Origin of the sequence: Alcanivorax sp., from assembly GCF_017794965.1 — a bacterium.
Classification (GTDB): Bacteria; Pseudomonadota; Gammaproteobacteria; order Pseudomonadales; family Alcanivoracaceae; genus Alcanivorax.
Window position 1 is genome coordinate 1,614,212 of sequence record NZ_CP051240.1, and the last position, 24,952, is coordinate 1,639,163.

General features: G+C 57.5%; 26 protein-coding genes. 18 read left to right on the forward strand and 8 right to left on the reverse strand.

Annotation, left to right across the window (positions count from 1 at the left end; genetic code table 11):
* Nucleotides 1-33 precede the first annotated feature (33 nt).
* From HF945_RS07170 to rraA, 3 genes are read left to right on the forward strand one after another with little or no spacing between them, the layout of a single operon-like run.
* Complete coding sequence (locus HF945_RS07170) at nt 34-2,244, forward strand: response regulator (RefSeq protein ID WP_290525061.1); 2,211 nt, start codon at nt 34-36, stop codon at nt 2,242-2,244.
* Complete coding sequence (locus HF945_RS07175) at nt 2,244-2,936, forward strand: NAD(P)H-binding protein (protein ID WP_290525062.1); 693 nt, start codon at nt 2,244-2,246, stop codon at nt 2,934-2,936. Before HF945_RS07170 ends, HF945_RS07175 begins: the two co-directional genes overlap by 1 nt.
* Before the next feature lie 42 nt (nt 2,937-2,978).
* The gene (gene rraA / locus HF945_RS07180) at nt 2,979-3,461 is read left to right on the forward strand and encodes a ribonuclease E activity regulator RraA (RefSeq protein WP_290525063.1); all 483 of its coding nucleotides are present in this window, start codon (nt 2,979-2,981) and stop codon (nt 3,459-3,461) included.
* Between the two features lie 22 nt (nt 3,462-3,483).
* On the opposite strand, the gene HF945_RS07185 is transcribed toward rraA, so the two are convergent.
* The gene (locus HF945_RS07185; protein ID WP_290525064.1) at nt 3,484-3,699 is read right to left on the reverse strand and encodes a DUF6316 family protein; all 216 of its coding nucleotides are present in this window, start codon (nt 3,697-3,699) and stop codon (nt 3,484-3,486) included.
* 240 nt (nt 3,700-3,939) lie between these two features.
* Between HF945_RS07185 and HF945_RS07190 the strand changes: the two genes are divergently transcribed.
* A complete protein-coding gene (locus tag HF945_RS07190) occupies nt 3,940-4,347 on the forward strand; it encodes a CBS domain-containing protein (protein ID WP_290525065.1) in 408 nt (135 codons plus the stop codon).
* Nucleotides 4,348-4,397: 50 nt separating this feature from the next.
* Nucleotides 4,398-4,979, forward strand: coding sequence for a DUF805 domain-containing protein (locus tag HF945_RS07195; protein WP_290525066.1), 582 nt, complete (start codon nt 4,398-4,400; stop codon nt 4,977-4,979).
* A 111-nt stretch (nt 4,980-5,090) separates the two neighbouring features.
* Here the strand turns inward: HF945_RS07195 and HF945_RS07200 are convergent, their stop codons facing one another.
* Nucleotides 5,091-6,071: a malate dehydrogenase gene (locus HF945_RS07200; protein WP_290525067.1), complete on the reverse strand. Its 981-nt coding sequence runs from the start codon at nt 6,069-6,071 to the stop codon at nt 5,091-5,093.
* Nucleotides 6,072-6,209: 138 nt separating this feature from the next.
* Here HF945_RS07200 and HF945_RS07205 point away from each other — a divergent pair, with 138 nt between their 5' ends.
* Complete coding sequence (locus HF945_RS07205; RefSeq protein ID WP_290525068.1) at nt 6,210-7,292, forward strand: geranylgeranyl reductase family protein; 1,083 nt, start codon at nt 6,210-6,212, stop codon at nt 7,290-7,292.
* Between the two features lie 54 nt (nt 7,293-7,346).
* Here the strand turns inward: HF945_RS07205 and HF945_RS07210 are convergent, their stop codons facing one another.
* Together HF945_RS07210 and HF945_RS07215 are read right to left on the reverse strand one after the other, a co-directional pair.
* Nucleotides 7,347-8,396 (reverse strand): AraC family transcriptional regulator, encoded by a 1,050-nt coding sequence (locus HF945_RS07210; protein ID WP_290525069.1) that lies wholly within the window; start codon nt 8,394-8,396, stop codon nt 7,347-7,349.
* Nucleotides 8,397-8,531: 135 nt separating this feature from the next.
* A complete protein-coding gene (locus HF945_RS07215) occupies nt 8,532-8,891 on the reverse strand; it encodes a phasin family protein (RefSeq protein ID WP_290525070.1) in 360 nt (119 codons plus the stop codon).
* A gap of 164 nt (nt 8,892-9,055) precedes the next feature.
* On the opposite strand from HF945_RS07215, the gene HF945_RS07220 reads away from it, so the two are divergent.
* The 6 genes from HF945_RS07220 (at nt 9,056) to modC (ending at nt 14,562) form a co-directional block, all read left to right on the forward strand.
* On the forward strand, nt 9,056-10,588 hold the full coding sequence (locus HF945_RS07220) for a carboxylesterase family protein (RefSeq protein WP_290525071.1): 1,533 nt from the start codon (nt 9,056-9,058) through the stop codon (nt 10,586-10,588).
* A gap of 95 nt (nt 10,589-10,683) precedes the next feature.
* Nucleotides 10,684-11,019 (forward strand): BolA/IbaG family iron-sulfur metabolism protein, encoded by a 336-nt coding sequence (locus HF945_RS07225; protein WP_290525072.1) that lies wholly within the window; start codon nt 10,684-10,686, stop codon nt 11,017-11,019.
* Between the two features lie 74 nt (nt 11,020-11,093).
* Nucleotides 11,094-12,059 carry a rhodanese-related sulfurtransferase gene (locus tag HF945_RS07230; RefSeq protein WP_290525073.1) on the forward strand — a complete coding sequence of 322 codons (966 nt, stop codon included), beginning with the start codon at nt 11,094-11,096 and terminating at the stop codon, nt 12,057-12,059.
* A gap of 52 nt (nt 12,060-12,111) precedes the next feature.
* Entirely contained in the window at nt 12,112-12,837 is a 726-nt protein-coding gene (modA, locus tag HF945_RS07235) for a molybdate ABC transporter substrate-binding protein (protein ID WP_290525074.1), read from the forward strand.
* Nucleotides 12,827-13,510 carry a molybdate ABC transporter permease subunit gene (gene modB / locus HF945_RS07240; protein WP_290525075.1) on the forward strand — a complete coding sequence of 228 codons (684 nt, stop codon included), beginning with the start codon at nt 12,827-12,829 and terminating at the stop codon, nt 13,508-13,510. The genes modA and modB overlap by 11 nt, the downstream gene beginning before the upstream one ends.
* A 2-nt stretch (nt 13,511-13,512) precedes the next feature.
* Nucleotides 13,513-14,562 carry a molybdenum ABC transporter ATP-binding protein gene (gene modC, locus HF945_RS07245; RefSeq protein WP_290525399.1) on the forward strand — a complete coding sequence of 350 codons (1,050 nt, stop codon included), beginning with the start codon at nt 13,513-13,515 and terminating at the stop codon, nt 14,560-14,562.
* Between the two features lie 175 nt (nt 14,563-14,737).
* Here the strand turns inward: modC and HF945_RS07250 are convergent, their stop codons facing one another.
* Together HF945_RS07250 and HF945_RS07255 are read right to left on the reverse strand one after the other, a co-directional pair.
* On the reverse strand, nt 14,738-15,847 hold the full coding sequence (locus HF945_RS07250; protein WP_290525076.1) for a prolipoprotein diacylglyceryl transferase family protein: 1,110 nt from the start codon (nt 15,845-15,847) through the stop codon (nt 14,738-14,740).
* 101 nt (nt 15,848-15,948) lie between these two features.
* Nucleotides 15,949-16,206, reverse strand: coding sequence for a hypothetical protein (locus HF945_RS07255; RefSeq protein WP_290525077.1), 258 nt, complete (start codon nt 16,204-16,206; stop codon nt 15,949-15,951).
* A 160-nt stretch (nt 16,207-16,366) separates the two neighbouring features.
* On the opposite strand from HF945_RS07255, the gene HF945_RS07260 reads away from it, so the two are divergent.
* Both HF945_RS07260 and HF945_RS07265 read left to right on the forward strand, forming a co-directional pair.
* Entirely contained in the window at nt 16,367-17,938 is a 1,572-nt protein-coding gene (locus HF945_RS07260; RefSeq protein WP_290525078.1) for a GMC oxidoreductase, read from the forward strand.
* Between the two features lie 47 nt (nt 17,939-17,985).
* Nucleotides 17,986-18,591, forward strand: coding sequence for a hypothetical protein (locus HF945_RS07265; RefSeq protein WP_290525079.1), 606 nt, complete (start codon nt 17,986-17,988; stop codon nt 18,589-18,591).
* 213 nt (nt 18,592-18,804) lie between these two features.
* Here HF945_RS07265 and HF945_RS07270 read toward each other — a convergent pair whose 3' ends face one another.
* Together HF945_RS07270 and HF945_RS07275 are read right to left on the reverse strand one after the other, a co-directional pair.
* Entirely contained in the window at nt 18,805-19,347 is a 543-nt protein-coding gene (locus tag HF945_RS07270) for a YecA family protein (RefSeq protein ID WP_290525080.1), read from the reverse strand.
* Nucleotides 19,348-19,414: 67 nt separating this feature from the next.
* The gene (locus tag HF945_RS07275) at nt 19,415-20,440 is read right to left on the reverse strand and encodes a GGDEF domain-containing protein (RefSeq protein WP_290525081.1); all 1,026 of its coding nucleotides are present in this window, start codon (nt 20,438-20,440) and stop codon (nt 19,415-19,417) included.
* 278 nt (nt 20,441-20,718) lie between these two features.
* On the opposite strand from HF945_RS07275, the gene HF945_RS07280 reads away from it, so the two are divergent.
* The 4 genes from HF945_RS07280 (at nt 20,719) to ttcA (ending at nt 24,943) form a co-directional block, all read left to right on the forward strand.
* Nucleotides 20,719-21,813, forward strand: a complete 1,095-nt coding sequence (locus HF945_RS07280; protein WP_290525082.1) for an acyl-CoA dehydrogenase family protein — start codon at nt 20,719-20,721, stop codon at nt 21,811-21,813.
* A 16-nt stretch (nt 21,814-21,829) separates the two neighbouring features.
* The gene (locus HF945_RS07285; protein ID WP_290525083.1) at nt 21,830-23,026 is read left to right on the forward strand and encodes an acyl-CoA dehydrogenase family protein; all 1,197 of its coding nucleotides are present in this window, start codon (nt 21,830-21,832) and stop codon (nt 23,024-23,026) included.
* 265 nt (nt 23,027-23,291) lie between these two features.
* Nucleotides 23,292-24,089, forward strand: a complete 798-nt coding sequence (locus tag HF945_RS07290) for an SDR family oxidoreductase (RefSeq protein ID WP_290525084.1) — start codon at nt 23,292-23,294, stop codon at nt 24,087-24,089.
* Nucleotides 24,089-24,943: a tRNA 2-thiocytidine(32) synthetase TtcA gene (gene ttcA, locus HF945_RS07295; RefSeq protein WP_290525085.1), complete on the forward strand. Its 855-nt coding sequence runs from the start codon at nt 24,089-24,091 to the stop codon at nt 24,941-24,943. Before HF945_RS07290 ends, ttcA begins: the two co-directional genes overlap by 1 nt.
* The last annotated feature ends 9 nt before the right edge of the window (nt 24,944-24,952 follow it).

The following is a 24,952-nucleotide window of genomic DNA, read 5'->3' on the forward strand; positions in this document are numbered from 1 at the left end:
GCGCCACATAACCGGTTCTACGGAACGGACACTGTGACGTACAAGAAAGATCGCAAAGTACTGAGAAAGGTCGACTACGGGGCCGCCAAGAATTCTCTGATGGGAGTCCTGGCGGCCCTGCTGGTTTATGCCCTGGTGTTTGCCTGGGGGCAGCTGTATCAAAGCCATGAACTGGAGGCGCTGGTCGGCGGTGGCGCTGTGTTGGTCGTCACGGCCTATCGGCTCTGGTTGTTTGCCCGCTTCGATGCGCTTTATGGTGCAGGCCCTGCACGCTGGCGCAAGTTGTTCGGTGTGGGGCTTTCCCTTCATGCATTACTCTGGGGGCTGATTCCCGCCTGGCTGGCCTGGCAGGTCGGCACCGGGTTCAATTTTTTCGCCATCCTGCTTTATAACGTGGGCGTTACCACGGCCTTGGGGTCATCCTGGATGGCAGGCCTGCGCGTTCGACAGGCCTATATTGTGCTCATGTTCCTGCCCACCTTGCTGGTACTGCTGGTCACCGGCGCCTTGCATGACTGGGTGATCGCTATTCTTATCGGCAGTTATGCCTTCTATCTTTTCCGTCTCTATCGCGGCCAGTACGAAACTTTCTGGCATGCGGTCACCCGGGAGCGTCGCAGCCGGGCAGAATTGGCCCAGCAACCCACCCGTACCAATACGGAAATCCAGCTCAGCCTGGTCTATCGGCTGGCCCATGAACTACGCACCCCCATGAATTCCCTGATGGGCATGATGTCCCTGCTGGAAGACACCCGTCTCAATGATGAGCAGAAGGATTACATGCAGGTCGCCGGACGTAGCGGGAAACTGCTACTGACGTTGATCGATGATGTGCTGGACTATTCGCGCATCCTGTCACGGCGGGTGACCCTGAACTCTGAATTTTTCGATTTTCGCAGCGCCATTGAGCAGGCTCTGGAAGCCTTCGGTCCCATGGCCCAAGCTAATGGTCTTGAGCTTACCTGTGTTATTGACCGCATGCTGCCCAAGCGGATCCGGGGGGATCGTGACCGCCTGATGCAGATCCTCAACAATCTGTTCAGCAACGCCATCAAGTTCAGCGACCGGGGCGAGATTCGTCTTGATGTGGATTTCACCGTGGAAAGCGAAGCGTCAGGCGTGCTGCGGGTACGTGTCAGTGATCAAGGCTCCGGCATGGACCCCGAAACCATACGCCACCTGTTTCTCGATCGTTTCATCGAAGATGGGCAGGACGCTTACAGCAGCCACCACACCGGTTTTGGGTTGCTGGTCTGCAAAGGGCTTGTGGATGCCATGGGCGGTCATATCAGTGCCGAAAGTGTCCCGGGTGAAGGCTCTACCTTCTGGTTTACGGTACCGGTGCAGATGCAGCCGGACATGCGCGAAGCCCAGGGGCTGATTCGAGCCCTGAACGGGGCACAGGCCGTGGTTGTTGGTGCGGCCGCAGGGACCGTGGCTTGCCTCCAGGAAGAACTGGAGGCGCTGGACTGTCAGTGCTCCTCTGCAGAAGGGTATGACCATGCGCTGCAGGCATTGCGGGCGGGCCACCGCGAACAAACTGATTTTGACCTGTTGTTTGTGGATACCTGTTCGCGGCCGGAACTGGCGCTGAACCTGTGTCGTAATGTGATGGAGGATCCTTCGCTGCGGCCGGTGCGACTGGTGTTGATGGCGACTATCGAAGAACGGGGTCTGCCGGCCATACAGAAAATGGTGGATAAGCACGATCTGGTGGTGCTGGTGCGTCCCGCGCATCGCTCCAGTATTCGTCAGGCCCTGTCCCGGATGATGGGGTTGCAGCGGCAAGTGCCGGTGGGCGATGCACCCATGCAGACACCGGAGGAACGCCAGCGACGCAAGCGCTTCCGCGTCATGCTGGTGGAGGACAATGAAGTCAATCAGTTGGTCACCCGGGGCATGATGAGCAAGCTCGGCTATCAGGTGAAGACTGTCAGTAATGGCGAAACGGCACTGGCATTACTGGAGCAAGAGCCCTTCGATCTGGTTTTGATGGATTGCATGATGCCAGAGATGGACGGTTTCGAAGCGACACGACAGCTGCGCGAGCTGGAAAAGACCCGTGCGCAAGAGAGGACCCCGGTGGTGGCGATTACGGCCAACACTGCAGAGGGTGTCCAGGCCCGTTGTCTTGCCGCCGGCATGGATGACTTTCTGGCCAAACCGGTTCATCTGGATGCCCTGGAAACCGTATTACGCCGCTGGCTGCCGGAGCAACCCGCGGAGAATGACGAGGACGAATAATGCCAAGAAAAGCCTTGTTGCTGGGGGCCACCGGGCTGGTCGGCCGGTTATGCCTCCAGCAGTTGCTGGATAACGATGCCTACGAAAGCGTGACCGTGCTGTCCCGCCGTGACGGGACACTGTCTCACCCCAAGCTGGATTGGCAGGTGGTCGATCTCGAAAAGATGGAATCCTGTCAAGCCCTTTTCCAGGTTGATGATGTGTTCTGTTGCCTCGGTACCACCATGAAGAAAGCTGGCTCGCGGCAGGCCTTTCGTCATGTGGATCATGATCTGGTGGTGCTCGCCGGCCAGCTGGCAAAGCGGGTAGGCGTGCAACGATTTCTGGTGGTTTCTGCCATCAATGCCAATGCCCGTTCTCCGTTCTTTTACTCGCGGGTAAAAGGACAGATGGAGAGGGCGCTGCAGGCGCTTGAATTACCCTTGCTGGTGCTGGTGCAGCCATCCTTGTTGCGCGGCCAGCGCGATGACAAGCGTCCGGCAGAAGACTGGGGTAACCTGCTTAATCGTGTCATTGAACCCCTGACTCGCTGGACCGATGCCCACTGGCTGCCGGTGGATGCCGAAAAGGTGGCAGAGGGAATGGTGGGGATGGCGCTTGAAGGTCCGGATTCCGGCCTCTACAAACTGCGTTATCGGGATTTCCTGGTGTACTCGGGCAAGTTGCACGAACGCCAGGCAAAGTCCGGTTGATGGATCCGCACCAAGGCGGATGAAAAACACCAAGGAGTAGATATGTCTTTTGTTACCTGCGACCTGTGTGACGACAACGCTGATATCGTATCGGTGGTGACAGGATTCAACTGGTTCAGTTATGGCGGCCGGAAAGCATTTGGTGGCGAAATCGTCACTGTTAAATGCTTTGAGGACAATAGTCGGGTGAAAGAGCACCTGGCCACCGATGGCAAGGGCAAGGTCTTGGTTGTGGATGGTGGAGCCAGTCTTCGCAATGCCCTGATCGGCGACATGATTGCCGAGAATGCCGTGAAGAACGGTTGGGAAGGGGTAATTATCTATGGGGCCTGTCGCGATGTGGATGCGCTGGCCCAACTGGACATCGGCGTAGTGACACTGGGTTGTGTGCCGATCAAGTCAGTGCGGCGCGATGAAGGTCAGCTCAATATCGATATAGCGTTTGGCGGAGTCACATTCCGGCCTGGTGAGTACGTCTATGCTGATAATAATGGCATTATCAGTGCGCCCAAGGCGCTGATCTGAACCTCCGGCTTCAGGATGCCGGTCAATCCGGCATCCTGGCAGGCTGAAGCCCATAGCTCTCCATGGCCTGCATGTCCCGCAAATAGAGCATCAAGCCAGTCTCTGCCTCGGTACGGCTGGCGAATGGGCCCTCCACCGTATTTTCCCGCGTGCTGAAGTACCAGTCGGGACCTTCATTGAAAAAGCGGTCACTCCTGAACCAGGTACGTGATACGTCATCATTACCTCTGCATTCCATGCGTCACCCCAGGTAAAGTTTTGTAAGTGAAATGTTATATTCACAAAATAGCACTACACATTTTCCGGGTGCCATGACCACCTGTCAGATTAGTACCTTAATACTAGTCAGGCCTGAACCTTGGGGTGAGCCGTCCAGGAATTTCAAAATGCGGGCTAATTTACTGGTTTAACAGGCGTTTTCTGCTATAAAGGAGCAAAGGAATAGTGGGCGGTGCCCATTCATCGGCAAGGAAGTGTCATGCTCAAATCAATGTTGGTGGCGGACTACATGAGCCGCCGTGTCATTACCCTTTCTCCTGAACAGTCGGTTCACGATGCCATCAGTGTTTTGCTGGAGCACAAGATATCCGGTGCGCCGGTGGTGGATGAGAACGGCCAGTTGAAGGGGATGTTCTCCGAATCCGATTGCCTGAAGGGGGCGCTCGAAGCCAGCTACCATGGCACCGAGATTGGGCCGGTAAGCGAATACATGACTCTGGACCTACAGACCGTGACCGGGCAGACCTCCATTCTTGATGCCGCAGAAATCTTCCTTGCGGACCATCGCCGGCGGCTGCCGGTGGTGGACGAAGGCAAACTGGTCGGCCAGATCAGTCGCCGTGATTTATTGCGGGCCATGGATGATTTCAGCCGCAATTCTTCCTGATCCACCTTTTTTCATTCTTAATCTACGTTCCAGTAATTTATGGGGGAAACATGAACCAGCCTTACCAGGCACCAGGTGCCGATGTTGCTGTCGCCGGTAACGAAACCTATCAACCAAAATTTATTTCACTCTCTGGTCGTATTGGCCGGATGCGTTACTTCGTTTATGCCACCGGGCTGACCATGCTGTTCTATCTGGTGGTGGGGGTGGTGGCAGCCATTTTGGTGCCCGCCTTTGCCAGCGGTGGAGAGGGGGCTATGGGTATGGTGGCCATTGTGCTGAGCACTGTGGCCCTTGCCGCTTTCGTGGGCATGTTGATCATGACCTGGGGTTATATGGTCCGCCGGCTCAACGATATCAACCTTAGCGGATGGATGAGTCTGCTGATGCTGGTGCCGCTGGCCAACCTGATTCTTGGCCTGGTCCTGATTTTCAAGAAAGGCTCCCAGGGCGGCAATGATTACGGCGCAGCGCCAGTGGCCAATTCCGGTGGTGTGAAGGCAGCGTTTGCGGTGCTGTTGCTGTTGCTCGTGGGTTACTTCGGCGTGTTGATGCCGATCACCCTGCAGCAATATGCCCAGTACGTACAACAGGCTGAGCAGTCCCAGATGCAGTTTGAAAACTTCCAGTGATGGAAGAATAGCTTTACGGTTTTCGCGTGTTGCGTTAAGCGTGATGCAGCCGCGAAGCGGCAAAAAAAAGGCCGATCAGATGATCGGCCTTCTTTGTTTCTGCGCTACGCCTTACGGCAGCAGGTGGGAAACAGCATCACGCTCTTCCGCCAGTTCCTGCTCGGTAGCCTGCATGCGAGCACGGGAGAAGTCGTTGACTTCCAGGTCCTGAACAATGGTCCAGTCGCCGTCCTTGCAGGTGCAGGGGTAGGAGTAGATCAGGCCTTCCTGGATACCGTAGGAGCCATCGCTGTAGATGCCCATGGAAACCCAGTCGCCTTCTTCGGTGCCCAGCGCCCAGGAGCGCATGTGGTCAACAGCAGCGTTCGCCGCGGAAGCGGCTGAAGAAGCACCGCGGGCCTTGATGATGGCGGCGCCACGCTGCTGTACTTCCGGAATGTAGGTGCCTTCGTACCAGTCCTGCTCAACCTGATCTACCGCTACCTTGCCGTCCACTTCGCAGTGGTGCAGGTCAGGGTACTGGGTGGAGGAGTGGTTACCCCAGATGGTCATCTTCTTGATGTCGTTGACGGTTTTGCCCAGTTTGGTGGCCAGTTGCGCCATGCCACGGTTGTGGTCAAGACGGGTCATGGCAGTAAACTGACGCGGGTTGATGTCCGGCGCATTGCGCTGGGCGATCAGGGCGTTGGTGTTGGCCGGGTTGCCGACAACCAGAACCTTGATGTCCTTGCTGGCATTGTCGTTGATGGCCTTGCCCTGGGCAGAGAAGATTGCTGCGTTGGCTTCGAGCAGGTCTTTACGCTCCATGCCCGGACCACGCGGACGTGCACCAACCAGCAGTGCGTAATCGGCGTCCTTGAAGGCCACGTTGGCGTCGTCGGTACCAGAGATGCCGGCAACCAGCGGGAATGCGCAGTCTTCCAGCTCCATGATAACGCCCTTCAGGGCTTCCAGAGCGGGGGTGATTTCGAGCAGCTGCAGGATAACGGGCTGGTCTTTACCGAGCATATCGCCGGAAGCGATACGGAACAGCAGGGAATAGCTGATTTGGCCAGCGGCGCCGGTGACGGCTACGCGTACGGGTGCTTTCATGAACAATCTCCTAGCTTTAATTCGGGAGAGGTGGCAGAACGATGAACCTCTGAACCATGCTGTGCATGGGTCAGAGGTCCGAACGGCGCGCATTATAAAGGAGCCGGCGACTAATCGCACGAACTCCTAAGGAGGAATATGAATACCTGGGATGTAATGGTAGTGGGGGCGGGCCAGGCAGGCTGTGCCGCTGCCTGGGATCTGGCCGCTGCTGGACTGCGTGTGCTGGTGCTGTCCCGGGCGGCGGGTGCGGGGAAACCCTGTGCCGGCGGCGTGACCATGAAGACGCTCAACCGTTACCGGTTTTCCATCGCGCCGGTGGCCCGTGAAACCATCGATACGTTGCACATCAGCCGTTACCCGCGGCAGCCAGGGGCCTTGAAAGCGCCCGATCCGTTTTGCGTGATGACAGAACGCAGCGAACTGGATGCCTACTGTTTGTCCCAGGCGCAAGAGCAGGGGGCTGAATTCAGACTTACCCGGGGTATCGAGCGTGTTCGTCAGGACCACACCGGGGTTTCGGTGACTACCCGTGAGGGGGAGAGCTACCAGGCCGATTACCTGATCGCGGCTGATGGCGCCAACAGTCGGGTTCGCCATCTTCTCGGTGAACGGGCCTGGCAAGGAGCCATGGCCATCGAGGGCCATATCAAGCGAGAGGATCTGACCCATTATCCCGGCATGACCCTGGATTTTCAGGCCATAAAGGGTGGCTACGGCTGGCTGTTTCCCAAGGGAGACCATGTGAATGTGGGGCTCTACATCTGGAAGCATGGTCTCGCAGCCACAGACCGCAAGGCACTGGATCAATACTGTCTGCAGAAACTGGGCGTGAAACCGCACAAGGTCTCCGGTTTCCCCCTGGGCACCTGGTTACCCGGGGTGCGTCTTATGCAGGCACGTATTCTGTTTGCTGGCGACGCGGCGGGTTGCACGGAGGCTTTGCTGGGAGAGGGGATCTACGGTGCGGTGTTGAGCGGTCAGCTTGCGGCCGAGGCAATTCTGTCCGGTTCGCCACAGGATTACCCGGGCTTGCTGGAAGAGTGGCGTGATGAGCTGGCAAGGGTGCGTCAGCTATCAGCGCTGTTCTATGGCTTGCTACCCCTCTCGGTGCCGATACTGAAAGGCTCGCTTGGGGAGACTCTGGTGGAGGGCTTTTCCCGTGGTTACACTCTGGGGCAGTGCAAGCGTCGTTGGCGCGGTGCTGCCAGTCTGGCCTGAGCGAGGGAGGCTTCCAGCACCTCTGTTACCCCACCCAGACTCAGGCTGTGGGCGTCATACCGGGGGTGGGGCGTCGCGCCCCTGTTCCCGATAATTGATGGGCGTAATCCCGAACCAGCGCTTGAAGGCACGGTTGAACGCACTTTGCTCGGAATAACCCAGATCCAGGGCAATCTGGTTCACTGAACGCTGGCTGTGTAGTAGCCAGTCACAGGCAAGGCGACGGCGCTCTTCCTCGAGCAAACTGGAAAAGTCCGTGTTCTCTGCCCGAAGCTGACGGCGTAATGTCCAGGGTTTAACGCCCAACTCATCGGCAATGGGTTCCAGTTGCGGGACCCCTTGCTGAAAGCATTTCTGTATTTCCAGGCGCACCTGATCAAGCAGGTTGTCACGGGCGTGATACTGGGTCACCGCCCGCTGCATGCGTGATCGCGCCAGCTTGTGCACATCCGGGTCCGCATCGCGCAGGGGCAGATCGAGGAGTTCGTTGCTCAGGACAATGGCGTTCTCGGGCTGCTCGAAGGTAACTGTGCAATTGAATATGCGCTCGTATTCGCCGGCATCGCCCTGGGGGGCATGGCGAAAGTGAATGGCTTCAGGATTGTAATTCTGGCCCAGAATCCAGCGCCCGAAAGTAATGGCGGCGGCGAAATTCGCATCGATACGCGTGGGGTAGGTGGGCAGGGATTCCATGTCGCTGTCCCAGATAAGCCACAGGTTGGTGTCCTGCCACTCAAAGCGCATGTTGGCATATTCAGTGGTTACCTTCATGAACGGAATCATCAGTTCAATGGCATCACGGAGGGTGGCGCTGGACATGCTGGCATAGCCCAGTTCACCCATGAAGCGTGGTCGAATGGCTTCGCCCATGTGCAAACCGAACAGGGGATCTTCGCTTTGTTTCAGGGCCAGCCGTATCAGCTGGTCTTCCACTGTCATGGTAATGCGCGATTGGGGGTTTTCCAGATCCTCATTGCTGACGCCCAGCTCGATCAGTGCGGCGCTCAGGTCGACGCCTGCGCGCAGGGCAGCATCCAGCAGGAATTCAAGCCAGAAGGGAGCGACGGTACGTTGTTGGAGAAGTGTTGAGTGACTGCGGGGCATGAGCTCGTGATTTGTTGTTATCCCGAGCAGTAGATAACGAGAGGAGAGCGCTCAAGTCAACCATTGTGTTGTGTTTATCAGCAGGAAGGCGGGGAGCAGAAGCTGCTCCCCACGCCAATCCTTGCCGAGCCGGACTTACTTCGCGTCCTTGGCCAGCTTGTTGACCTTGCGGGTCAGGGAGTTGAGCTTCTTGTTGAGTGCTTCCACGTCGCTCTGGGTCGGCAGGCCCAGCGCTTCAGCCAATTTGCCGCGAAGCTCGTCCAGGGTGGAGGTTTTGTCTGCCGCTTTTTTGGCTGTGGACTTGGTGGCCTTGGTCAGCGCTTTCTGGCGCTTCTCACCACTCTTGACCAGGGTGTCGAAAAATTCAGTGCCGGATTGTTCAACACGCTTGGCAGCGCCACGCAACGCGTTGCCTACTTTTTCAGCGGCTGCGCGGGTTTCGGTATTCAGTTGTTCGTAGCGCTCATTGAACTGTGAAATTACGGTGTTGCTCATTGAAGTATCCCTCCTTAGATTGATTGGCGTGCCACACAGTGGCGACGCAAGTGTAGGCCAGCTCACGGGGGTCAGATTTATTGTTGTCAAACAATAAAACATGAGCTGGATTCAGTTACGAATCAGTAACAAACGCTTAACCCATTTTCCTCTCAGGAGCATCCATGACCGCAGAGATTCGCCAAGGGCACTACGAAGGGCTTCACCACAAGGGTGTTATTGAATACCGGGGTATTCCCTATGCCCAGGCGCCCGTGGGAGAACGGCGTTTCAAGGCTCCGTTGCCGTTACCTGATAGCTGTGACCATTTTCGTGCCGATCAGTTTCCGCTTGCGTCTTTGCAGATGAATAACCCCATTATGGGCGTGAATGAATCCAGCCAGGACTGTCTGTACCTCAATATCTGGCGCCCGGAAGGCGAGGGTCCGTTTCCCGTCATGGTCTGGTTTCATGGCGGAGGTTACCTGTCCGGCTCTATTTCACAGGCGCTGTATAACGGCGCCGCTCTGGCGCGGAGTCAACAGGTTGTTGTGGTCAATGCGGCTTACCGTCTTGGCGCCCTGGGATTTGCTGATTTCAGCTCAGTGGCGCCGGATCTGGAGGCGGTCACCAATGCTGGTCTGCGCGATCAGGTGGCGGCACTGCGATGGGTGTCAGACAATATCGAGGCCTTTGCCGGTGACCCTGATGCAGTAACCGTGTTCGGCGAGTCTGCCGGTGGTTTCAGTGTGTGTTCCCTGCTTGCCTGTCCTGCGGCCAGCGATCTGTTCCATAGCGCCATTGTTCAGTCGGGCGCTGCCGATTTTGCGCTTTGCAGAGAAGAGGCCGCCAAGTTGGCCTCTGCCATGGTGGCGGCACTGCCCGGCGAGGGAAGTGCCCGGTCGCGTCTGCAAGATTGCAGTGACCGTGACTGGATCAGGGCGCAGAACGCCACCGTGAAAGTGTTGGTCAATAGGGGCTTGCGCAGCAGCACACCGCAGTTCGCCATGAATTTCCTGCCCGTGGTGGACGGGGAGCTGCTGCCGGAACTGCCCATCGACGCCATCGCGAAGAGGGCGGCCCGTGACAAGCGGTTACTGGCCGGGGTCTGTGCCGATGAATATACCTTTTTCCAGTATGGGGGGGTGCTGGCCGGGCAAACCACCATGGCGTCCCTGCGCGAGATTGATGAAGCAGAATTGTTACGTCGATTCGAACGGGGCTTGCCGGGGCAGGGGGAGGCCGCGAATACCTATTACCGGGAAACCGTCAGCCCGCATCCGCAACGGTGTGAGCTGGATCGACTGGCGGCGATGGAGTCTGATCGACTGTTCAGGGTGCCTACGCTTCGCCTGCTTGATGCACAAAGTGGGCAGAATGCTGCCTGCTGGGGGTTCCAGTTTACCTGGCCCAGTACCCCCTTCGGCTTGCCACTGGGCGCCTGCCATGTGGTGGATATTCCTTTCGTTTTCGGTGTGACCGATACGCCGGCGGGCGTGTATTTCACCGGTGGCGGTGATGAGGCCAGGGCGTTGTCCGAGCAGGTGATGGCCGTGTGGGGTCGGTTTGCCCACGGAGAGGATCCCGCATGGCCTCGCTGGCAAGACGCTCGTCAGGTACAGCAGTTCGGCCCCGGTGAGGCGCTCTCCCAGCTGCTTGACCCTGCAGGTGAGGCGCTCTGGGAGCGCATCATTCCGTTGCCGCCAGCCGTCGGCTGACATTCCTGTTAAGGCCGAAAAGGCGTAGAATACGCGCCCCGTCTGCTTGTGGCGGGGCGTTGTGGTTTTAATGTTCCAACCCCCAAGGTGAGTCCATGGCTGTCGCTGAGCAGATTGAGAGCAAGATCCGGGATGCTGTACCCGTGGCCCATTTATCCCTGGAAAATGAAAGTTACAAGCACAGTGTGCCGGCCAATTCAGAAACCCATTTCAAGTTGGTGCTGGTCAGTGATGCTTTTGCCGGCATGATGCCGGTGCGACGGCACCAGATGCTGTATCAGCTTCTGGCAGACGAACTGGCCGGCCCAGTGCATGCACTGGCGTTGCATACCCATACCCTGGATGAATGGAAAGCCCTGGGCGGCGAGGTGGCGCAGTCCCCGGATTGTCTGGGTGGTAGCAAGCACGACCCGGAATTTGGCCAACGCTGACGGCTACGCTGTGCCCCCCTGGCCGGTTGGTAATGTGATGATTTGTGATTTCAGATTCGGATTGGAGTTGGCAAGTGAGTAACCGTCATTCTGTGGAAACAGCAGACAGTATTGTCGTGGCAGCCCTGTACAAATTTGTCGGGCTGGACGATTACCAACAGCTCCGCGACCCCCTGCTCGCACTGATGATGAAAGAGGATGTGCGCGGCACCCTGTTGCTGGCCAGTGAGGGGATCAACGGCACGATTTCGGGCCCGCGCTCCGGTATCAACAGGGTTCTGGCGTGGCTGCGAGCAGACCCACGGCTGGCAAATCTGGAACACAAGGAATCTTTCCACGATGAACACCCCTTCCTGCGCACCAAGGTGAAGCTGAAGAAGGAGATCGTCACCATGGGCGTTGAGGGTATTGATCCCAACCGCACTGTCGGTACTTACCTGTCTCCGGAAGAATGGAATGCGGTGATCAGCGACCCGGACACCATCCTTATTGATACGCGCAATGATTATGAAGTGGAGGTGGGCACCTTCAAGGGGGCCATCAATCCCCATACGCAAACCTTTCGCGAGTTCCCGCAATACGTGAAGGACACCCTGGATCCAGCCAGACACAAGAAAGTGGCCATGTTCTGCACCGGTGGCATTCGCTGTGAAAAGTCCACGGCCTATCTCAAGGAGCAGGGTTTTGAAGAGGTCTATCACCTCAAGGGCGGGATCCTCAAGTACCTGGAAGAAACGCCGAAAGAAGCTTCATTGTGGGAGGGGGAGTGCTTCGTATTCGATGAGCGGGTCACTGTGGATCACGATCTCAATCCCGGTGAATACGATCAGTGCCATGCCTGCCGTCGCCCCATCAGCGAAGAAGACCAGCAATCCGATCAGTTTCAACTTGGCGTGTCCTGTCCCCATTGCTTTGATGAATCCAGCCCCGAACAAAAGGCCCGCTTTGCCGAGCGCCAGAAACAGATTGAATTGGCCCGTGCGAGAGGCCAGGCACACCGCGGGCAGAATCCGCGAGATGTGGAATCAGGAAAAGCCTGACACTGCCGGGTGTCTCACCTAGACTGAGCCGATCCGTTCGAGAGAGGTTCTGATGCGTCTGTTGTTGTGTCTTCTGCTGGCCAGCGTGAGCGGGGCCAGCCATGCCACCAGCATTCAGGTTGCGGTGGCAGCCAACTTTGTTCAGCCACTGCGAGCAATGGTCGCCCACTATCAGCAACGCCATCCTGAAACCGACATCGCCCTGACGGTGGCGTCCACCGGAAAACTGGCAGCGCAGATCCGGCAGGGGGCCCCCTATGATGTATTTCTGGCGGCTGATGCCCGTCGACCCCGTGAACTGGCTGAAGAGGCGTTCGGCATCGCCAGCAGTGTGAGAAGCTATGCCCGCGGGGTCCTGGTGCTGTGGTCGCCCCTTGCTGGTCAGGATCTAAGCGCGGCCTCGTTGCGCAGCGGCAAGGTTCAGCCGCTGGCACTGGCGAACCCGCGCACCGCGCCCTATGGGCTTGCTGCCCGTTATGTGCTGGATGAACTGGCACTCCCTGATTCGGTGCGCCTGGTGCAGGCTGAAAATGTTGGCCAGAGCTATCATTTTGCACACAGTGGCGCCGCCGCTGCCGCCTTTGTGGCCTACAGCCAGGTGCGCGAACAGTCTGGGGCACTGTGGCAGATTCCGGTGACGGATTATCCGGGCATCAACCAACAGGCCATTCAGCTCACTGACCATGAGCATGTTGCCCGTTTTTATCAGTTCCTGTTCAGCGAAGAGAGCAGGTCGATTATCAGACAACACGGTTATCTGGTGTCCGATGCTGAGTAATGCGGACTGGCTGGCGCTTTGGGTCAGTGTCCAACTGGCGCTGGTGACAGTGGTCATCCTGCTGCTGATCTGTACGCCGTTGGCCTGGTCCCTGGCCCGTCATCGCTGGCCGGGGCAGTCACTGGTTGAAGCATCCCTGGCACTGCCGCTGGTGCTGCCACCGTCGGTATTGGGATTCTATCTGTTGATCTTCCTTGGCCCCCATGGACCGGGCGGCTGGCTTGGCCAGCTGTCAGGGCTTCGTTCTCTGGCTTTCAGCTTTACAGGGCTGGTGATCGGTTCTGTGGTGTACTCACTGCCCTTTGTATTGCAGCCGTTGAAAAATGCCTTTGCGTCGCTGGACCAGGATCAGCTTTCCATGGCCGCTGTGTGTGGCGCCAGCCCCCGCGACCGGTTTTTCAGTCTGGTATTGCCCCAGGCCCGGCTTGGTTATCTGACGGCCGGGGTGCTCGGCTTTGCCCACACATTGGGAGAATTTGGCGTTGTGCTGATGATCGGCGGCAGTCTGCCCGGAGAAACCCGTGTGGCGTCGGTTGCACTGTATGAGCATGTTGAGGCCGGAGACTATGGCAATGCCCACCGCCTGGCGGGTGTCCTGCTAGTAGTATCCCTGTTGTTGCTGTGGTGGCTGTTTCGCTGGCAGCGGCGCCGTGCCGCAGGAGGCTGGCTGTGAGTATGGCGTTTCAGGTCACCGGCACAGCGGGCAACTTCGTTGTTCAAGCCGCAGGCCAGCTGCCCGCTACGGGTATCACTGTACTGTTCGGTCCCTCCGGTACCGGTAAAAGCACCTTGCTGAACATGCTGGCCGGGCTGACACCCTGTGAAGGGACGATCCGTTTCGACGGTCATTGCTGGCAGGAAGAGCCTGAGGGTCCCCGGGTGCCGGTGTGGCAGCGCCCGCTTGGCATGTTGCTACAACAGCCAACCCTGTTTTCCCATCTCAGCGTGCAGGGCAATCTGGATTATGTCCGCAGACGGCGGGGCGGGGCATCCGATTTGGATGCAATCATCAAGGAGACGCGTATTCAGACGCTGCTGGACCGACATGTGGACACCCTGTCCGGCGGAGAAGCACAGCGGGTTGCCCTGGCCAGGGCTCTGGCTGGTAATCCGGCCCTGTTGCTACTGGATGAGCCGCTTTCTGCGGTGGATCTTGCCCATCGGGAAAGTCTGTTGGCGATGATTCAGTCAGTGTCTCAAAACGTGCCCATTCTCTATGTGACGCACAGCCTGGACGAGCTGCTTTTACTGGCTGATCAGGTGTGGCTGATGGACCAGGGACGACTGGTGTTTCAGGGGCCTGTCAGTCAGGCGCTGTCATCATTAAATGGCCCGCTGGCCCAGCGTAGTGATGCCACTGCCTTGCTACTTGGCCAGTGCGGAGATTTTGATAGCGGAGACCATCTTCAGACTGTGCTGGTAGGGGAGACGGCGGTGTTGGTGCCCACAGCCCATCCCCGTCAATCCGGCAGTTCAGTGAGACTGCGTATAGCCGCCCGGGATGTCAGCCTGTGTCTCCAGCCACCGGGTGGAACCAGTATTCTCAATAGCCTGCCGGTTACCATTGAGGCCCTGAGCCCGTTGGGGGCGGGCCAGCATCTGGTACAGCTGTCCATGGCGTCACAGATCTTGCTGGCCCGGTTGTCTTCTCGCTCTGTGAGGGAACTGGAGCTGACGGTGGGGCAATCCCTGTTTGCACAGGTCAAAGCGGTGGCGTTGGTTTAAGTTCCAGTTATGAGCTGCGGGCTATGAGCTGTGAGATTCAAGCTACAAGTTGCAGCGCGGGTTAAGTGAGGGAGGATTGTGAAAGCGTGGAGGCCGCGCCCAGTCGATGTGCGCGGGTAGCTATGCTTGAACCCGGCAGATTATTGGACGCGTTGTAGCTTGAAGCTTGTTGCTTTCAGGCGGCGGCATTTTCTGTGTGTTTGCAGCTTTTCTCTTCACATCCCGCCTGGGTGCGCCAGTCCTCGGCCAGGCCAAAACGCAGCTCTCCCGTGGTAATGGTGCTGGTGCCGGAGAAGAAGAACATGATTAGTGTCACCAGCTGCAGACTGAGAATCACACCCGGGGACCAGAGGGCGTTCAGGCCGGTGGCCAGATCCGGTGTCAGATCGCCATGGGCCGGCATCATTAGCGTGATGGCAATGCCGTAGACGGCGGCGAACATTGCCATGGCCTGATAGGCAGAAAATACCTTGCTGCCACCACGATAATCTGCGCGCAGGGTTTCCGACCAGGCTCTCCACAGCTGGCTGCCAATCAGTGCCAGAGAAAAGGAAAGTCCAAATTCCCCATGAAAGAACAGCGCGGCGCTGACAAGCGCCAGTGCGGTGTAAACCACACAGGTGACTGCCTGAATGGGAATGACCCTGACGGCCTCCATCTCCCCGGCAAAGGCGATCTTCTTGGTCTTGCCGATAAACACATGGTGCAGGGTGGCAAACCATTGTCTGGCCCAGTGGGGAGATTGCGCCAGGGGTTTGCCATAACAGCAGCCGAAGCTGATACAGGCTAGCCTGCCGATACCTTCACCAATCACATAGGCAATGACCATGGCCGCCAGCATGGGCAATACCGGTAAGGCCAGGCCCCAGTAATGCTGGCACAGAAGGTCAGCAACCCAGAGAAACAGGGGTGCAATGAGAATGCCCACGAAGCTGGCACCGCCGACCGTAAAGCCATGACGGTTCTTTTCTACCACCGTTGCGATGATCTTGGCGGCTGGCAGGCAGATTGAAAGCACTCCGAGCGTGAGCAGGAGGGAGGTGGTCAAGGGTACCGACACGGATGCGGTAAGCAGAATAAAAGTCGCCACCCCGATGCCACCGGCAAGTCCGGTGAACAAGCCATAGAAGGTCAGATTCAGACCTCGCCAGGACCCGTCCGGGTTTTTCTTCAGAGGCAGTGACGCCACAAATTGCCAGCGTTCCTGTGGCAGGTGACGAAACAGAAACCGAAAACAGATAGCGGCAACTACCGCGCAGGCAAGCAGGAACAGATCGGCAGCCATATCGAACCTCCATGGACGATGTATGACCATGCTGCTGTCCCTCCGGTACGGGAAGGTGACAACGGGATGAAAGTGTTATGACGGCAGGATCCGCGGGAGAGTCAGTCGCGATTACGGAGGAAACTTTCTGCTGCCTGGACAATCAGTTCCGTGACGGAGCGGTCTTCCATCAAGGCCTGCATCTTCAGGCGTTTATGAAGGTCCGCAGGGATATCGGCGGTGAGACGGCGATAGCCTTCCCGGGCAGCGCCCTGTCGAGAGGCTTTGCCTGACGGTCCTGTTGCGACACTGACTTTGCTTGCAGCACGTTTACGCGGGCGTTCCTGTTCTTCAGCAGTGACAAAGTCGATCTGTTCCATGGGGCAGGGCAGTAGGCAGCAAGAAGGCGAAAAAATGTGACGCGAAGAGTACTGGAATGTTGCCAAAATAGACAGGATTGAGCGCAGATTTTATAGTGCAAATTGATGATTAAAATCGCTCGGCAATGAAGCGGGCGCAAATAATAAGTTCGGGGAAAACATGGAAAAAGTGGATGTCCTGGTAGTCGGCAGTGGCTTTGGCGGTGCAGTCATGGCCTGCCGACTGGCTGAGAAGGGAAGCAAGGTCGTGGTACTGGAACGGGGGCGACGCTGGTTGTCTTCCGAGTATCCTTCCGTGAGTCAGCAGCATTGGTTGTGGGATGAAAAAGAGCCGGAAAAGCAGAACGGCTGGATCGATTTTCGTTACTTTGGCGATATGAGTGTGGCAATGGGCGCCGGTGTTGGGGGCGGATCATTGATTTATGCCAATGTAAGCATCGAGGCCACCCCCGAGACGTTTGAGCACGGCTGGCCGGAAGCAATCAGCTACCAGGCACTCAAGCCCCATTACGATACTGCCGGTGTGATGATGAATGTGCAGCCGCTGCCGGATAACCAGTGGACCCCTCGCACACGGTTGATGAAAGAGGCAGCAGAAGCGCTGGGAGACGGTCATCGTTTCCGGATGGTTGACCAGGCTGTCACCTTTAATCCGGACTGGTCCACGGATATGGACGATGACCCCTACGATTACCGCCACAGCAAGAGTTGGGTCAATGCCCAGGGCAAGCAGCAGGGCACCTGCACCCATTGTGGCAATTGTGATCTGGGCTGTCCTGTTCAGGCCAAGAATACCCTGGATCTGAACTACCTGGCGGCGGCAGAAAGCGCCGGGGCAGAGATCCGCCCGCTGCATCATGTGCGCACTATCCGTCCGCTGGCCGGCGGGGGTTATGAGGTGCGGGCAAGGGATCTGGACGGTCATTGTTGGCGGGTTTTCCGTGCCGAAAAAGTGGTGGTTGCGGCCGGTTCAGTGGGTTCCACCGAGTTGTTGCTGCGCTGTCGTGACCAGTACCGGACGTTGCCAAAAATGAGTCGAAGGCTGGGTGAGAACTGGACCTGTAACGGGGACTTTGCCACACCGGCCAGCTACGAGGATCGGGTTATTTCTCCCACCCGTGGCCCCACCATTTCCAGCGCAATCGACTATCTGGATGGCAGCGACGGTGGCGCGCGCTATTTTGTGGAGGATGGAGGCATCCCCGATGTGCTTGGCAACTGGCTCGAGGCGATGGGCAAGAGTTCGGTCATTGCCCGGACCCGCCTGGGTAATGCCATGCTGCGGTATGGAGACAGGAGCGATCCGTTTGCCAACATCATGCCCTGGTTTGGTCAGGCCATGGATGAGCCCGGTGGTCGCTTTTATCTGGGCCGACGCTGGTATTGGCCATGGAAAAAGGACACGCTGAAACTGAATTGGGACTATCGGAAGGCGGAGAAGGCGGTACAGGGGCTGGCCGACCGACACCTGGCCCTGACCAAAGCCACCGGCGGGGACCCCACCACACCGGCCACCTGGAAACTGTTCAAGGACTTGATCACGCCGCATCCGCTTGGCGGCTGTAATATGGCCGATACTGTGGAACAGGGCGTTGTGAATTACCGGGGCGAGGTGTTCAACTATCCCAATCTGTTTGTCATTGATGGTGCCATGGTGCCCAGATCCCTGGGATTGAACCCGTCGCGAACCATCCTGGCATTGGCTGAATTCTCCGCCAGTCATATAAATTAATAACCCTGTGTGCCGGTCTTGCCGGCACTGAGTAGAAGGAATCCGTGATGAGCGAAGCCCGTTACCATGTTGTTTTTGCCGGCCAGCTGGTGAAAGGCGCTGACCCGGATACCGTCAAAGCCAATCTGGGGCGGCTGTTCAAAATGGATGCTGCACGCGTGGGGAAGCTGTTTTCCGGACAGCCAGTGGTACTGAAGAAAGATGCCGATCAGGCCACGGCCATGAAGTTCCGTGCCGCCCTGAAACAGGCTGGTGCGGAGTGTGTTCTCAAACCTCTGGGCGAGAATGCTCCATCGGCACCGGTTGCCCCGGCGCCACAAGCCCCTGAGGCACCTTCAGCTGCCCCCTCTGCTGGAAACGCTACAGCAGCAACTGCCGAGCCCACAGAGGCCGCTGGCAACACTGAAGGCGGTGATGATCTGGAAACCGTGGGCACCATTCGTACCGGTGGTACAGGCTTTTCAGGCCCTTACAGTGTGGCGGATGTGGGTGAGGATATGGATAACAGTGAGCATGCGCCACCGCCGCCCGCACCGGACGTGAGTCACCTTTCCATGGCAGGGGTAGGTGAGGATCTTGGTCAGAAGAAAAAGGAGGAGGAAGCCAAGGTGCCGGATATCAGCCACCTTTCCCTGAGTTCAGATAGTGAGTAACGCTGGATGCCTGATGCCTGACGATTAAAACCACAACAACAGGGGATCTCGTACGCTCTTGCTTTCCCGGTCCGTTATCGGGATAACCGTCTGTAGTAGTTCGCTTTGTTCCAGCATCAGGCATCTGGCGTCGAGTGTCTGGCGTGGAGACAGGGGGCTCACCAAGCGGGAAACCCCAAAGGGCGTTGTTTCCCCGCAATTCTGAGTAGCGTATTACTCTGCTTCGTCACCCTGGTCAGGGCCGTGAAACTGCAGGAAGAATTCCTCCAGCAAATCAGGAATGCTCAAGGCCATCTGTCTGACTACCTGGGTGTTCTGCCACAGTTCATCCAGGGCTTCATCATCATCAATGCCTGAAATCAGAATAAAGGGCAGCATCAGGTCCACGGTCTGCTCTTCGTCGTCCCCGTACCAGTCAGCCTCATTTTCGAAAACACCACTCATAAAGCCGGCGCACCAGCTGGCCAGGTCTTGGCCATCATCTTCCTGATAAGGGTCCAGCAGGCAGGGCAGATTGATGGGGTCACCAGACAGCAGCTGGGTGGTCAGCCGCTGACGCAGCTTCTCCATGGCCGTCGCCACGTCTTCAGGGACGTCCATTTCCAGCAGTTCGGCATAATCCACCTGTCTCACCGGACCCACCGCCAGAGCACAAAGTAGGCCGTGGATTTCGGTCCACGTGGGTGCGTCTTCCCCTTGCGATGCGAAGTGGCTGCGCACCGTGTTCTTCAGGCTGGGGTTGGTGATTTCTGACATTGGGCCCTCCTGGCGGGCAAACATATCGGCTGGTCGGCCGGCAGGGTACTGCTTCTGACCGCGTGCGTCAGCCCTTTACCACGCAATTCCTGCCATTAGACTTGGCCAGATACAGGGCTTCATCGGCACGGCGAGTAAAATCCCGGGCGGATTCGTTCTGATGATATTCAACCACACCGGCAGAGAAGGTGTTGCGCAGTGTCTCCGCGAAGGGATATTTCTGGGTGGCGAATTCTTCACGCAGGCGGTCCAGTGCTGCTACGCAGGCTTTACTGGAAACGTGGGGAAATAGCACCACGAACTCTTCGCCACCATAGCGCGCCAGAATATCGGAACGGCGCAGGCCCACGCTGGCAACCGCACTGAAACGGCGTATGACTTCGTCGCCAGCCGGGTGCCCGTAGGTATCGTTGACCTGTTTGAAGTGATCCAGGTCGATAATGGCCAGATGCAGACTGGAGCCACTCCTGGAGGCCAGGGACATTTCTTCTTCAAGACGACCGAGAAAGTATCGGCGGTTATACAGGCCTGTTAGCTCATCCCGCACGGCTATGGCAAAGAGCCGGTCATGCGCTTCGCGCAGATGCTCTCGCTGTTCCCGCACACGGCTCTGAAGATTGTGTATATAGCCGCCAACGTATACGAACGACGCCAGCACCAGCCCCAGGATGAACCAGTGCCCCAGTTGATAGGAGAAGATCACCTGTTGCGGTGCAAAGATGCCTTCACCGATCAGTAGCAGGGTAAAGCTGACCTGGATAAAAACGGCCATCCACAACAGCCGCCTGCGGTCCAGAGAAATGACCCCAAATGTCATGACCATCAGATAGATGCTAAGCATGGCACCACGCAGCTCACGGGAAAAATAGAGCACTGCGGTCACTGCCAAAATGCCGGTAATCATCTGGGCCACGGTCAGACTGGGATCGCGGAAGCGTTCACTATAACCCGTCCGCAGCAGTACATAGAAAACCACATTCACGCCAAACAGCAGACAGAAGATGCTCACATGGGGCGTCGCAGGGTCGAACGCGGTGAGCTCAACACCCATGAAGGTGCCGAACCAGAGCAGGCAGTAGGAATACAGCGCCATGAATTGTCGGCGGAGGCGGACAGCGCGGTCATGGGGTTGCTCTGGTATCAGGGTAAACACGAATGTTTTTTGCCTTGTTGATTTTTTGATAGAGGCATCAAGAGTCTATCTTAACTCCTTTATGAATTCAGTTCCTGACAGGGAGTAGTGACATCAGGTGACACAGTGTAGACATTTGATGATGATGAAGTGATGCTTCAAACAAACGTTTGATTGGTGGTCCGTCCGGTGATCCGGGGAGCGCGCCTACCGCAAGACAACTTCAGGAAGAGGGTGCCATGTCGACAGAGCTTTTTGACCTTACGCTGAATGAAGAACAACGCATTACCCGCGAGAACATGCAGCGCTTTATACGCGATTCGCTAATGCCACAGGCCAGAGAGGCTGATGACGCAGCCCGGTTGGAGCCCACGCTGGTCAATGCCATTCATGACTTCGGGCTGTCATTGATGCCTGTGCCAGAAGCGCTGGGTGGGGTGGGGTTGCCACGTTCCCCGCTCTCCAATGCATTGGCCTGTGAAGACCTGGGCAGTGGAGACCTGTCCCATGCGCTGGCGGCACTCCAGCCCATGGCCGTGGTCAATGCGCTGATGGATTTTGGCAATGAAGACCAGCAAGAGCAGTGGTTGCCCGGGCTGGCCGGTGAGCAATGGCAGGGGGCGGCCATCGCCCTGGTTGAGCCTCGGGCAACCTTTGAGCCGGGGCAGCTGGAAACGACCGCGAGTACCAAGGGGGACACCGTGGAAATTACCGGTGTGAAGAGTCTGGTGCCCGCCGGTCAATCTGCCCAATGTTTCCTTGTGATTGCCGGAACCGGGGAAGGGCCGGGTGCGTTCATGGTGCCTGCCGATACAGCGGGTGTGACCGTCAGTCCCGAGCCGACTATGGGCTTGCGCAGTGCAGGGCTTTGCACGCTGACTCTGGAAAACGTAATGGTACCTGCCTCCAGCCGTTTGCCCGGATTTGATCTGGGTCGATTACTTGGGTTGTCCTGGATCGGGCAATGCGCTCTGGCAGTGGGCTGCTGCCAGGCGGTGCTCGACTACGCCATCCCCTATGTGAAGGAGAGGAAGGCCTTCGGGGAACCCATTGCATGGCGGCAATCGGTGGCGTTCATGGTGGCAGATATCGCCATCGAGATTGAAGGGATGCGGCTGATGATGCTGCGCGCCGCCAGTCGCGCAGAACAAGGGCTTCCATTCTATCAGGAAGCCTATCTGGCCCATCTGCAGTGCATGGAAAAGGCCATGATCATCGGAACCAATGGTATCCAGCTGTTTGGTGGCGCGGGTTTTGTCCGCGATTACCCGCTGGAAATGTGGTACCGCAATCTGCGCAGCCTGGCTGTGCTCAACGGCAGCCTGATGGTGTAAGGAGAGGACTCGTATCATGATTAATCTGGAACTTCCGCAAAAACTGACCCAGGTCCAACAGATGGCACAACAGCTGGCCAGCGGCGTATTTCGTCCCATTTCCCGTAAATACGATGCCATTGAGCATTGTGATACTCCGGAAGAACTGAAACCGGTGGCACAGATGATGGCCTCCATGGGCCGCGGACCGAAAGACAAGGCCGGTGCCTCTGATGAGATACGCAACGGGGCAAACATGATGGGCATCATGGGCGTGGAAGCCATGTGTTGGGGCGATGTTGGCCTGATGCTCTCCATTCCCGGCAGTGGCCTGGGCAATGCGGCTGTGACAGCCGTTGGGACAGCTGAGCAGAAAGAAAAGTACGGCAAATTGTATTGCGCAATGGCAATCACCGAACCTGGCGCCGGCTCTGACTCTGCCGCCATTAGCACCACTGCACGTCTGGAAGGTGATGAGTGGGTGCTCAACGGGGAAAAAATCTACTGTACCGGCGGGCAACGTTGCGACGCCGTGGTGGTCTGGGCAACGCTGGACAAAAAACTGGGCAAGGCGGCAATCAAATCCTTCATTGTGCCTCGCGACAATCCGGGCATGGCGCTGGTACGTGTTGAGGACAAAATGGGGCTGCGGGTGTCGGATACCGCTGCGCTTTCCCTGAATGAGTGCCGCATTCCCAAGGATCATATCCTTGGCTCCCCGGACATTGCCGACAGCGAGGAGGCCCGCAAGAAAGCCTTTGGCGGGGTGATGCAGACTTTTGACAACACGCGCCCGCAGGTGGCGGCCATGGCGCTGGGTGTGGCTCGTGCTGCGCTGGAAATAACCCGGGAAATATATGAAAAAGAAGGGGTTAAGGCTGATTTCTCGAAACAGCCTTATAACTCCACCGCCCGGGAGTTGGAGCTCTATCGGCTGGAGGCCGAGCTGGAAGCGGCCCGTCTGATGACCCTGAAAGCGGCCTGGATGGCGGACAATGGCCAGCCCAATTCCAAAGAGGCATCCATGTGCAAGGCCAAGGCCGGACGCATGGGCAATGATGTCACACTCAAGTGTGTGGCCCTGTGCGGTGAGCTGGGCTATTCCGAGCGTACCTTGCTGGAAAAACTGGCCCGGGATTCCAAGATCATCGATATCTTCGAAGGGACACAGCAGATCCAGCAACTGATCATTGCGCGGCATCTGCTGGGGCTGTCGTCGCGGGAGCTCAAGTAACAAGCCCCCAAGGCTGTTTTAACCACAGAGGGCACAGAGTTCACGGAGAAGACCCGGGTGAAAGAGCCGTAGGAGCTTGCCAGCAAGCGATCATCGCCAGCAGGCTGGCTCCTACGGGAGCCAGTCTGCATTTCCTCAGTGAACCCTGTGTTCTCTGTGGAAAAACCGCCTTTGAACTTGGATTCGCGTGATCGGCTGCTAACCCTTTGATTCCCCCTGGATTCCCATTACTCTCTGCGATATTCGCAATCAGGGAGAGAGCAGCATGTCCAAGAGCCTGGCTGGCAACGTGGTCTGGATTACCGGTGCATCGTCCGGGATTGGTGAAGCTGTGGCGAAATCCTTTGCCCGGCGTGGGGCGCTGCTGGTGTTGTCCGCCCGACGTGAAGCGGAGCTGGAACGGGTCCGTGACGGGCTGGTGAATGCCACAGAGCACCTTATTCTGCCACTGGACCTGGTGGACAGTGAGGCCATGCCGGCAGCGGTGCAAGCCGTGCGGGAACGTTTCGGGCGGCTGGATCTGATGATCCATAATGGCGGTATCTCCCAGCGCTCTCTGGTGGCAGATACCGCTCTGGCAGTGGACCGGCGTATCATGGAAGTGAACTTCTTTGGCACTGTGGCTTTGACCAAGGCAGTGCTGCCCTGGATGAGAGAGCAGGGCGGAGGTCGTTTTGTGGTGATTACTTCCCTGGTGGGGGAGCTGCCGACGCCGCTGCGTAGCGTGTACAGCGCCAGCAAGCATGCTCTGCACGGTTTCTTCGAATCCCTGCGTGCAGAGGAGTTTGATAGCGGTATCCGTGTGACCCTGGTGATGCCCGGCTTTGTCCGAACCCAGGTCTCCGTGAATGCGCTCACAGCGGATGGCTCTGCTCAAGGCACCATGGATGACGCCCAGCAGAGTGCCATGCCGGCAGAGGAATGCGCTGAACGGTTGCTCAAGGCCGTGCAGCGGGGGCGTGATCAGGTTATCATCGCCGGCCGCGAAAAGGCTGGCATCTATCTAAAACGCTGGTCTCCCGCTCTGTACCGCCGACTGATCCGCAACATGAAGGTCACCTGATGTCTGACAGCGTCGAAGCCAAGAAAAAGACCCGTCTCAACAAGTTGCAGAAGAAATTGCGACGTGAAGTGGGGCGTGCCATTGCCGATTTCAACATGATCAGCGAGGGCGACAAGGTCATGGTGTGCCTGTCCGGTGGCAAGGATTCCTACACCATGCTGGAAATCCTTCGCAATCTGCAGCATTCGGCACCGGTGAACTTCGAGCTGGTTGCGGTGAACCTGGATCAGAAACAGCCCGGTTTCCCTGAGCATGTCCTGCCTGAGTATCTGGAAAGGGAAGGGGTGGCGTACCACATCCTTGAGAAAGATACCTATTCCATCGTCAAGGAGAAGGTGCCTGAGGGCAAGACCACCTGTGGCCTGTGTTCCCGCCTGCGGCGTGGCAGCCTGTATGGGTTTGCCGAGGAAATCGGTGCTACCAAGATAGCCCTGGGGCATCACCGCGATGACATCGTCGAAACCCTGTTCCTGAACATGTTCTATGGTGGCAAGATGAAAGCCATGCCACCAAAGCTGCGCAGCGATGACAACCGCAATATCGTTATTCGTCCACTGGCCTACTGCCGGGAAAAGGACATTATCGAATTCTCCGGGTTCAAGGATTTCCCCATTATTCCCTGCAACCTGTGTGGCTCCCAGGAGAACCTGCAGCGCCAGGTGATCAAGGACATGCTTCAGAAATGGGACCGTGAACAGCCGGGACGGATCGAGAATATCTTTGCGGCCGTGCAGAACATCGCGCCGTCCCAATTGGCTGATACCCGCCTGTTTGACTTCGAAAATCTGGAAGACGGCCAGCAACGTGGTGGGGAGCAGGCACACCGCCTGGATGTGGTCAACCTCTTTGGTTGATCAAAGACC

Coding starts and splice junctions, on each gene's coding strand:
- HF945_RS07175 (WP_290525062.1), top strand. CDS start 2,244: ATGCCAAGAAAAGCCTTGTTGCTGGGGGCCACCGGGCTGGTCGGCCGG.
- rraA (WP_290525063.1), top strand. CDS start 2,979: ATGTCTTTTGTTACCTGCGACCTGTGTGACGACAACGCTGATATCGTA.
- HF945_RS07185 (WP_290525064.1), bottom strand. CDS start 3,699: ATGGAATGCAGAGGTAATGATGACGTATCACGTACCTGGTTCAGGAGT.
- HF945_RS07190 (WP_290525065.1), top strand. CDS start 3,940: ATGCTCAAATCAATGTTGGTGGCGGACTACATGAGCCGCCGTGTCATT.
- HF945_RS07195 (WP_290525066.1), top strand. CDS start 4,398: ATGAACCAGCCTTACCAGGCACCAGGTGCCGATGTTGCTGTCGCCGGT.
- HF945_RS07200 (WP_290525067.1), bottom strand. CDS start 6,071: ATGAAAGCACCCGTACGCGTAGCCGTCACCGGCGCCGCTGGCCAAATC.
- HF945_RS07205 (WP_290525068.1), top strand. CDS start 6,210: ATGAATACCTGGGATGTAATGGTAGTGGGGGCGGGCCAGGCAGGCTGT.
- HF945_RS07210 (WP_290525069.1), bottom strand. CDS start 8,396: ATGCCCCGCAGTCACTCAACACTTCTCCAACAACGTACCGTCGCTCCC.
- HF945_RS07215 (WP_290525070.1), bottom strand. CDS start 8,891: ATGAGCAACACCGTAATTTCACAGTTCAATGAGCGCTACGAACAACTG.
- HF945_RS07220 (WP_290525071.1), top strand. CDS start 9,056: ATGACCGCAGAGATTCGCCAAGGGCACTACGAAGGGCTTCACCACAAG.
- HF945_RS07225 (WP_290525072.1), top strand. CDS start 10,684: ATGGCTGTCGCTGAGCAGATTGAGAGCAAGATCCGGGATGCTGTACCC.
- modA (WP_290525074.1), top strand. CDS start 12,112: ATGCGTCTGTTGTTGTGTCTTCTGCTGGCCAGCGTGAGCGGGGCCAGC.
- modB (WP_290525075.1), top strand. CDS start 12,827: ATGCTGAGTAATGCGGACTGGCTGGCGCTTTGGGTCAGTGTCCAACTG.
- modC (WP_290525399.1), top strand. CDS start 13,513: ATGGCGTTTCAGGTCACCGGCACAGCGGGCAACTTCGTTGTTCAAGCC.
- HF945_RS07250 (WP_290525076.1), bottom strand. CDS start 15,847: ATGGCTGCCGATCTGTTCCTGCTTGCCTGCGCGGTAGTTGCCGCTATC.
- HF945_RS07255 (WP_290525077.1), bottom strand. CDS start 16,206: ATGGAACAGATCGACTTTGTCACTGCTGAAGAACAGGAACGCCCGCGT.
- HF945_RS07260 (WP_290525078.1), top strand. CDS start 16,367: ATGGAAAAAGTGGATGTCCTGGTAGTCGGCAGTGGCTTTGGCGGTGCA.
- HF945_RS07265 (WP_290525079.1), top strand. CDS start 17,986: ATGAGCGAAGCCCGTTACCATGTTGTTTTTGCCGGCCAGCTGGTGAAA.
- HF945_RS07270 (WP_290525080.1), bottom strand. CDS start 19,347: ATGTCAGAAATCACCAACCCCAGCCTGAAGAACACGGTGCGCAGCCAC.
- HF945_RS07275 (WP_290525081.1), bottom strand. CDS start 20,440: ATGGCGCTGTATTCCTACTGCCTGCTCTGGTTCGGCACCTTCATGGGT.
- HF945_RS07280 (WP_290525082.1), top strand. CDS start 20,719: ATGTCGACAGAGCTTTTTGACCTTACGCTGAATGAAGAACAACGCATT.
- HF945_RS07285 (WP_290525083.1), top strand. CDS start 21,830: ATGATTAATCTGGAACTTCCGCAAAAACTGACCCAGGTCCAACAGATG.
- HF945_RS07290 (WP_290525084.1), top strand. CDS start 23,292: ATGTCCAAGAGCCTGGCTGGCAACGTGGTCTGGATTACCGGTGCATCG.
- ttcA (WP_290525085.1), top strand. CDS start 24,089: ATGTCTGACAGCGTCGAAGCCAAGAAAAAGACCCGTCTCAACAAGTTG.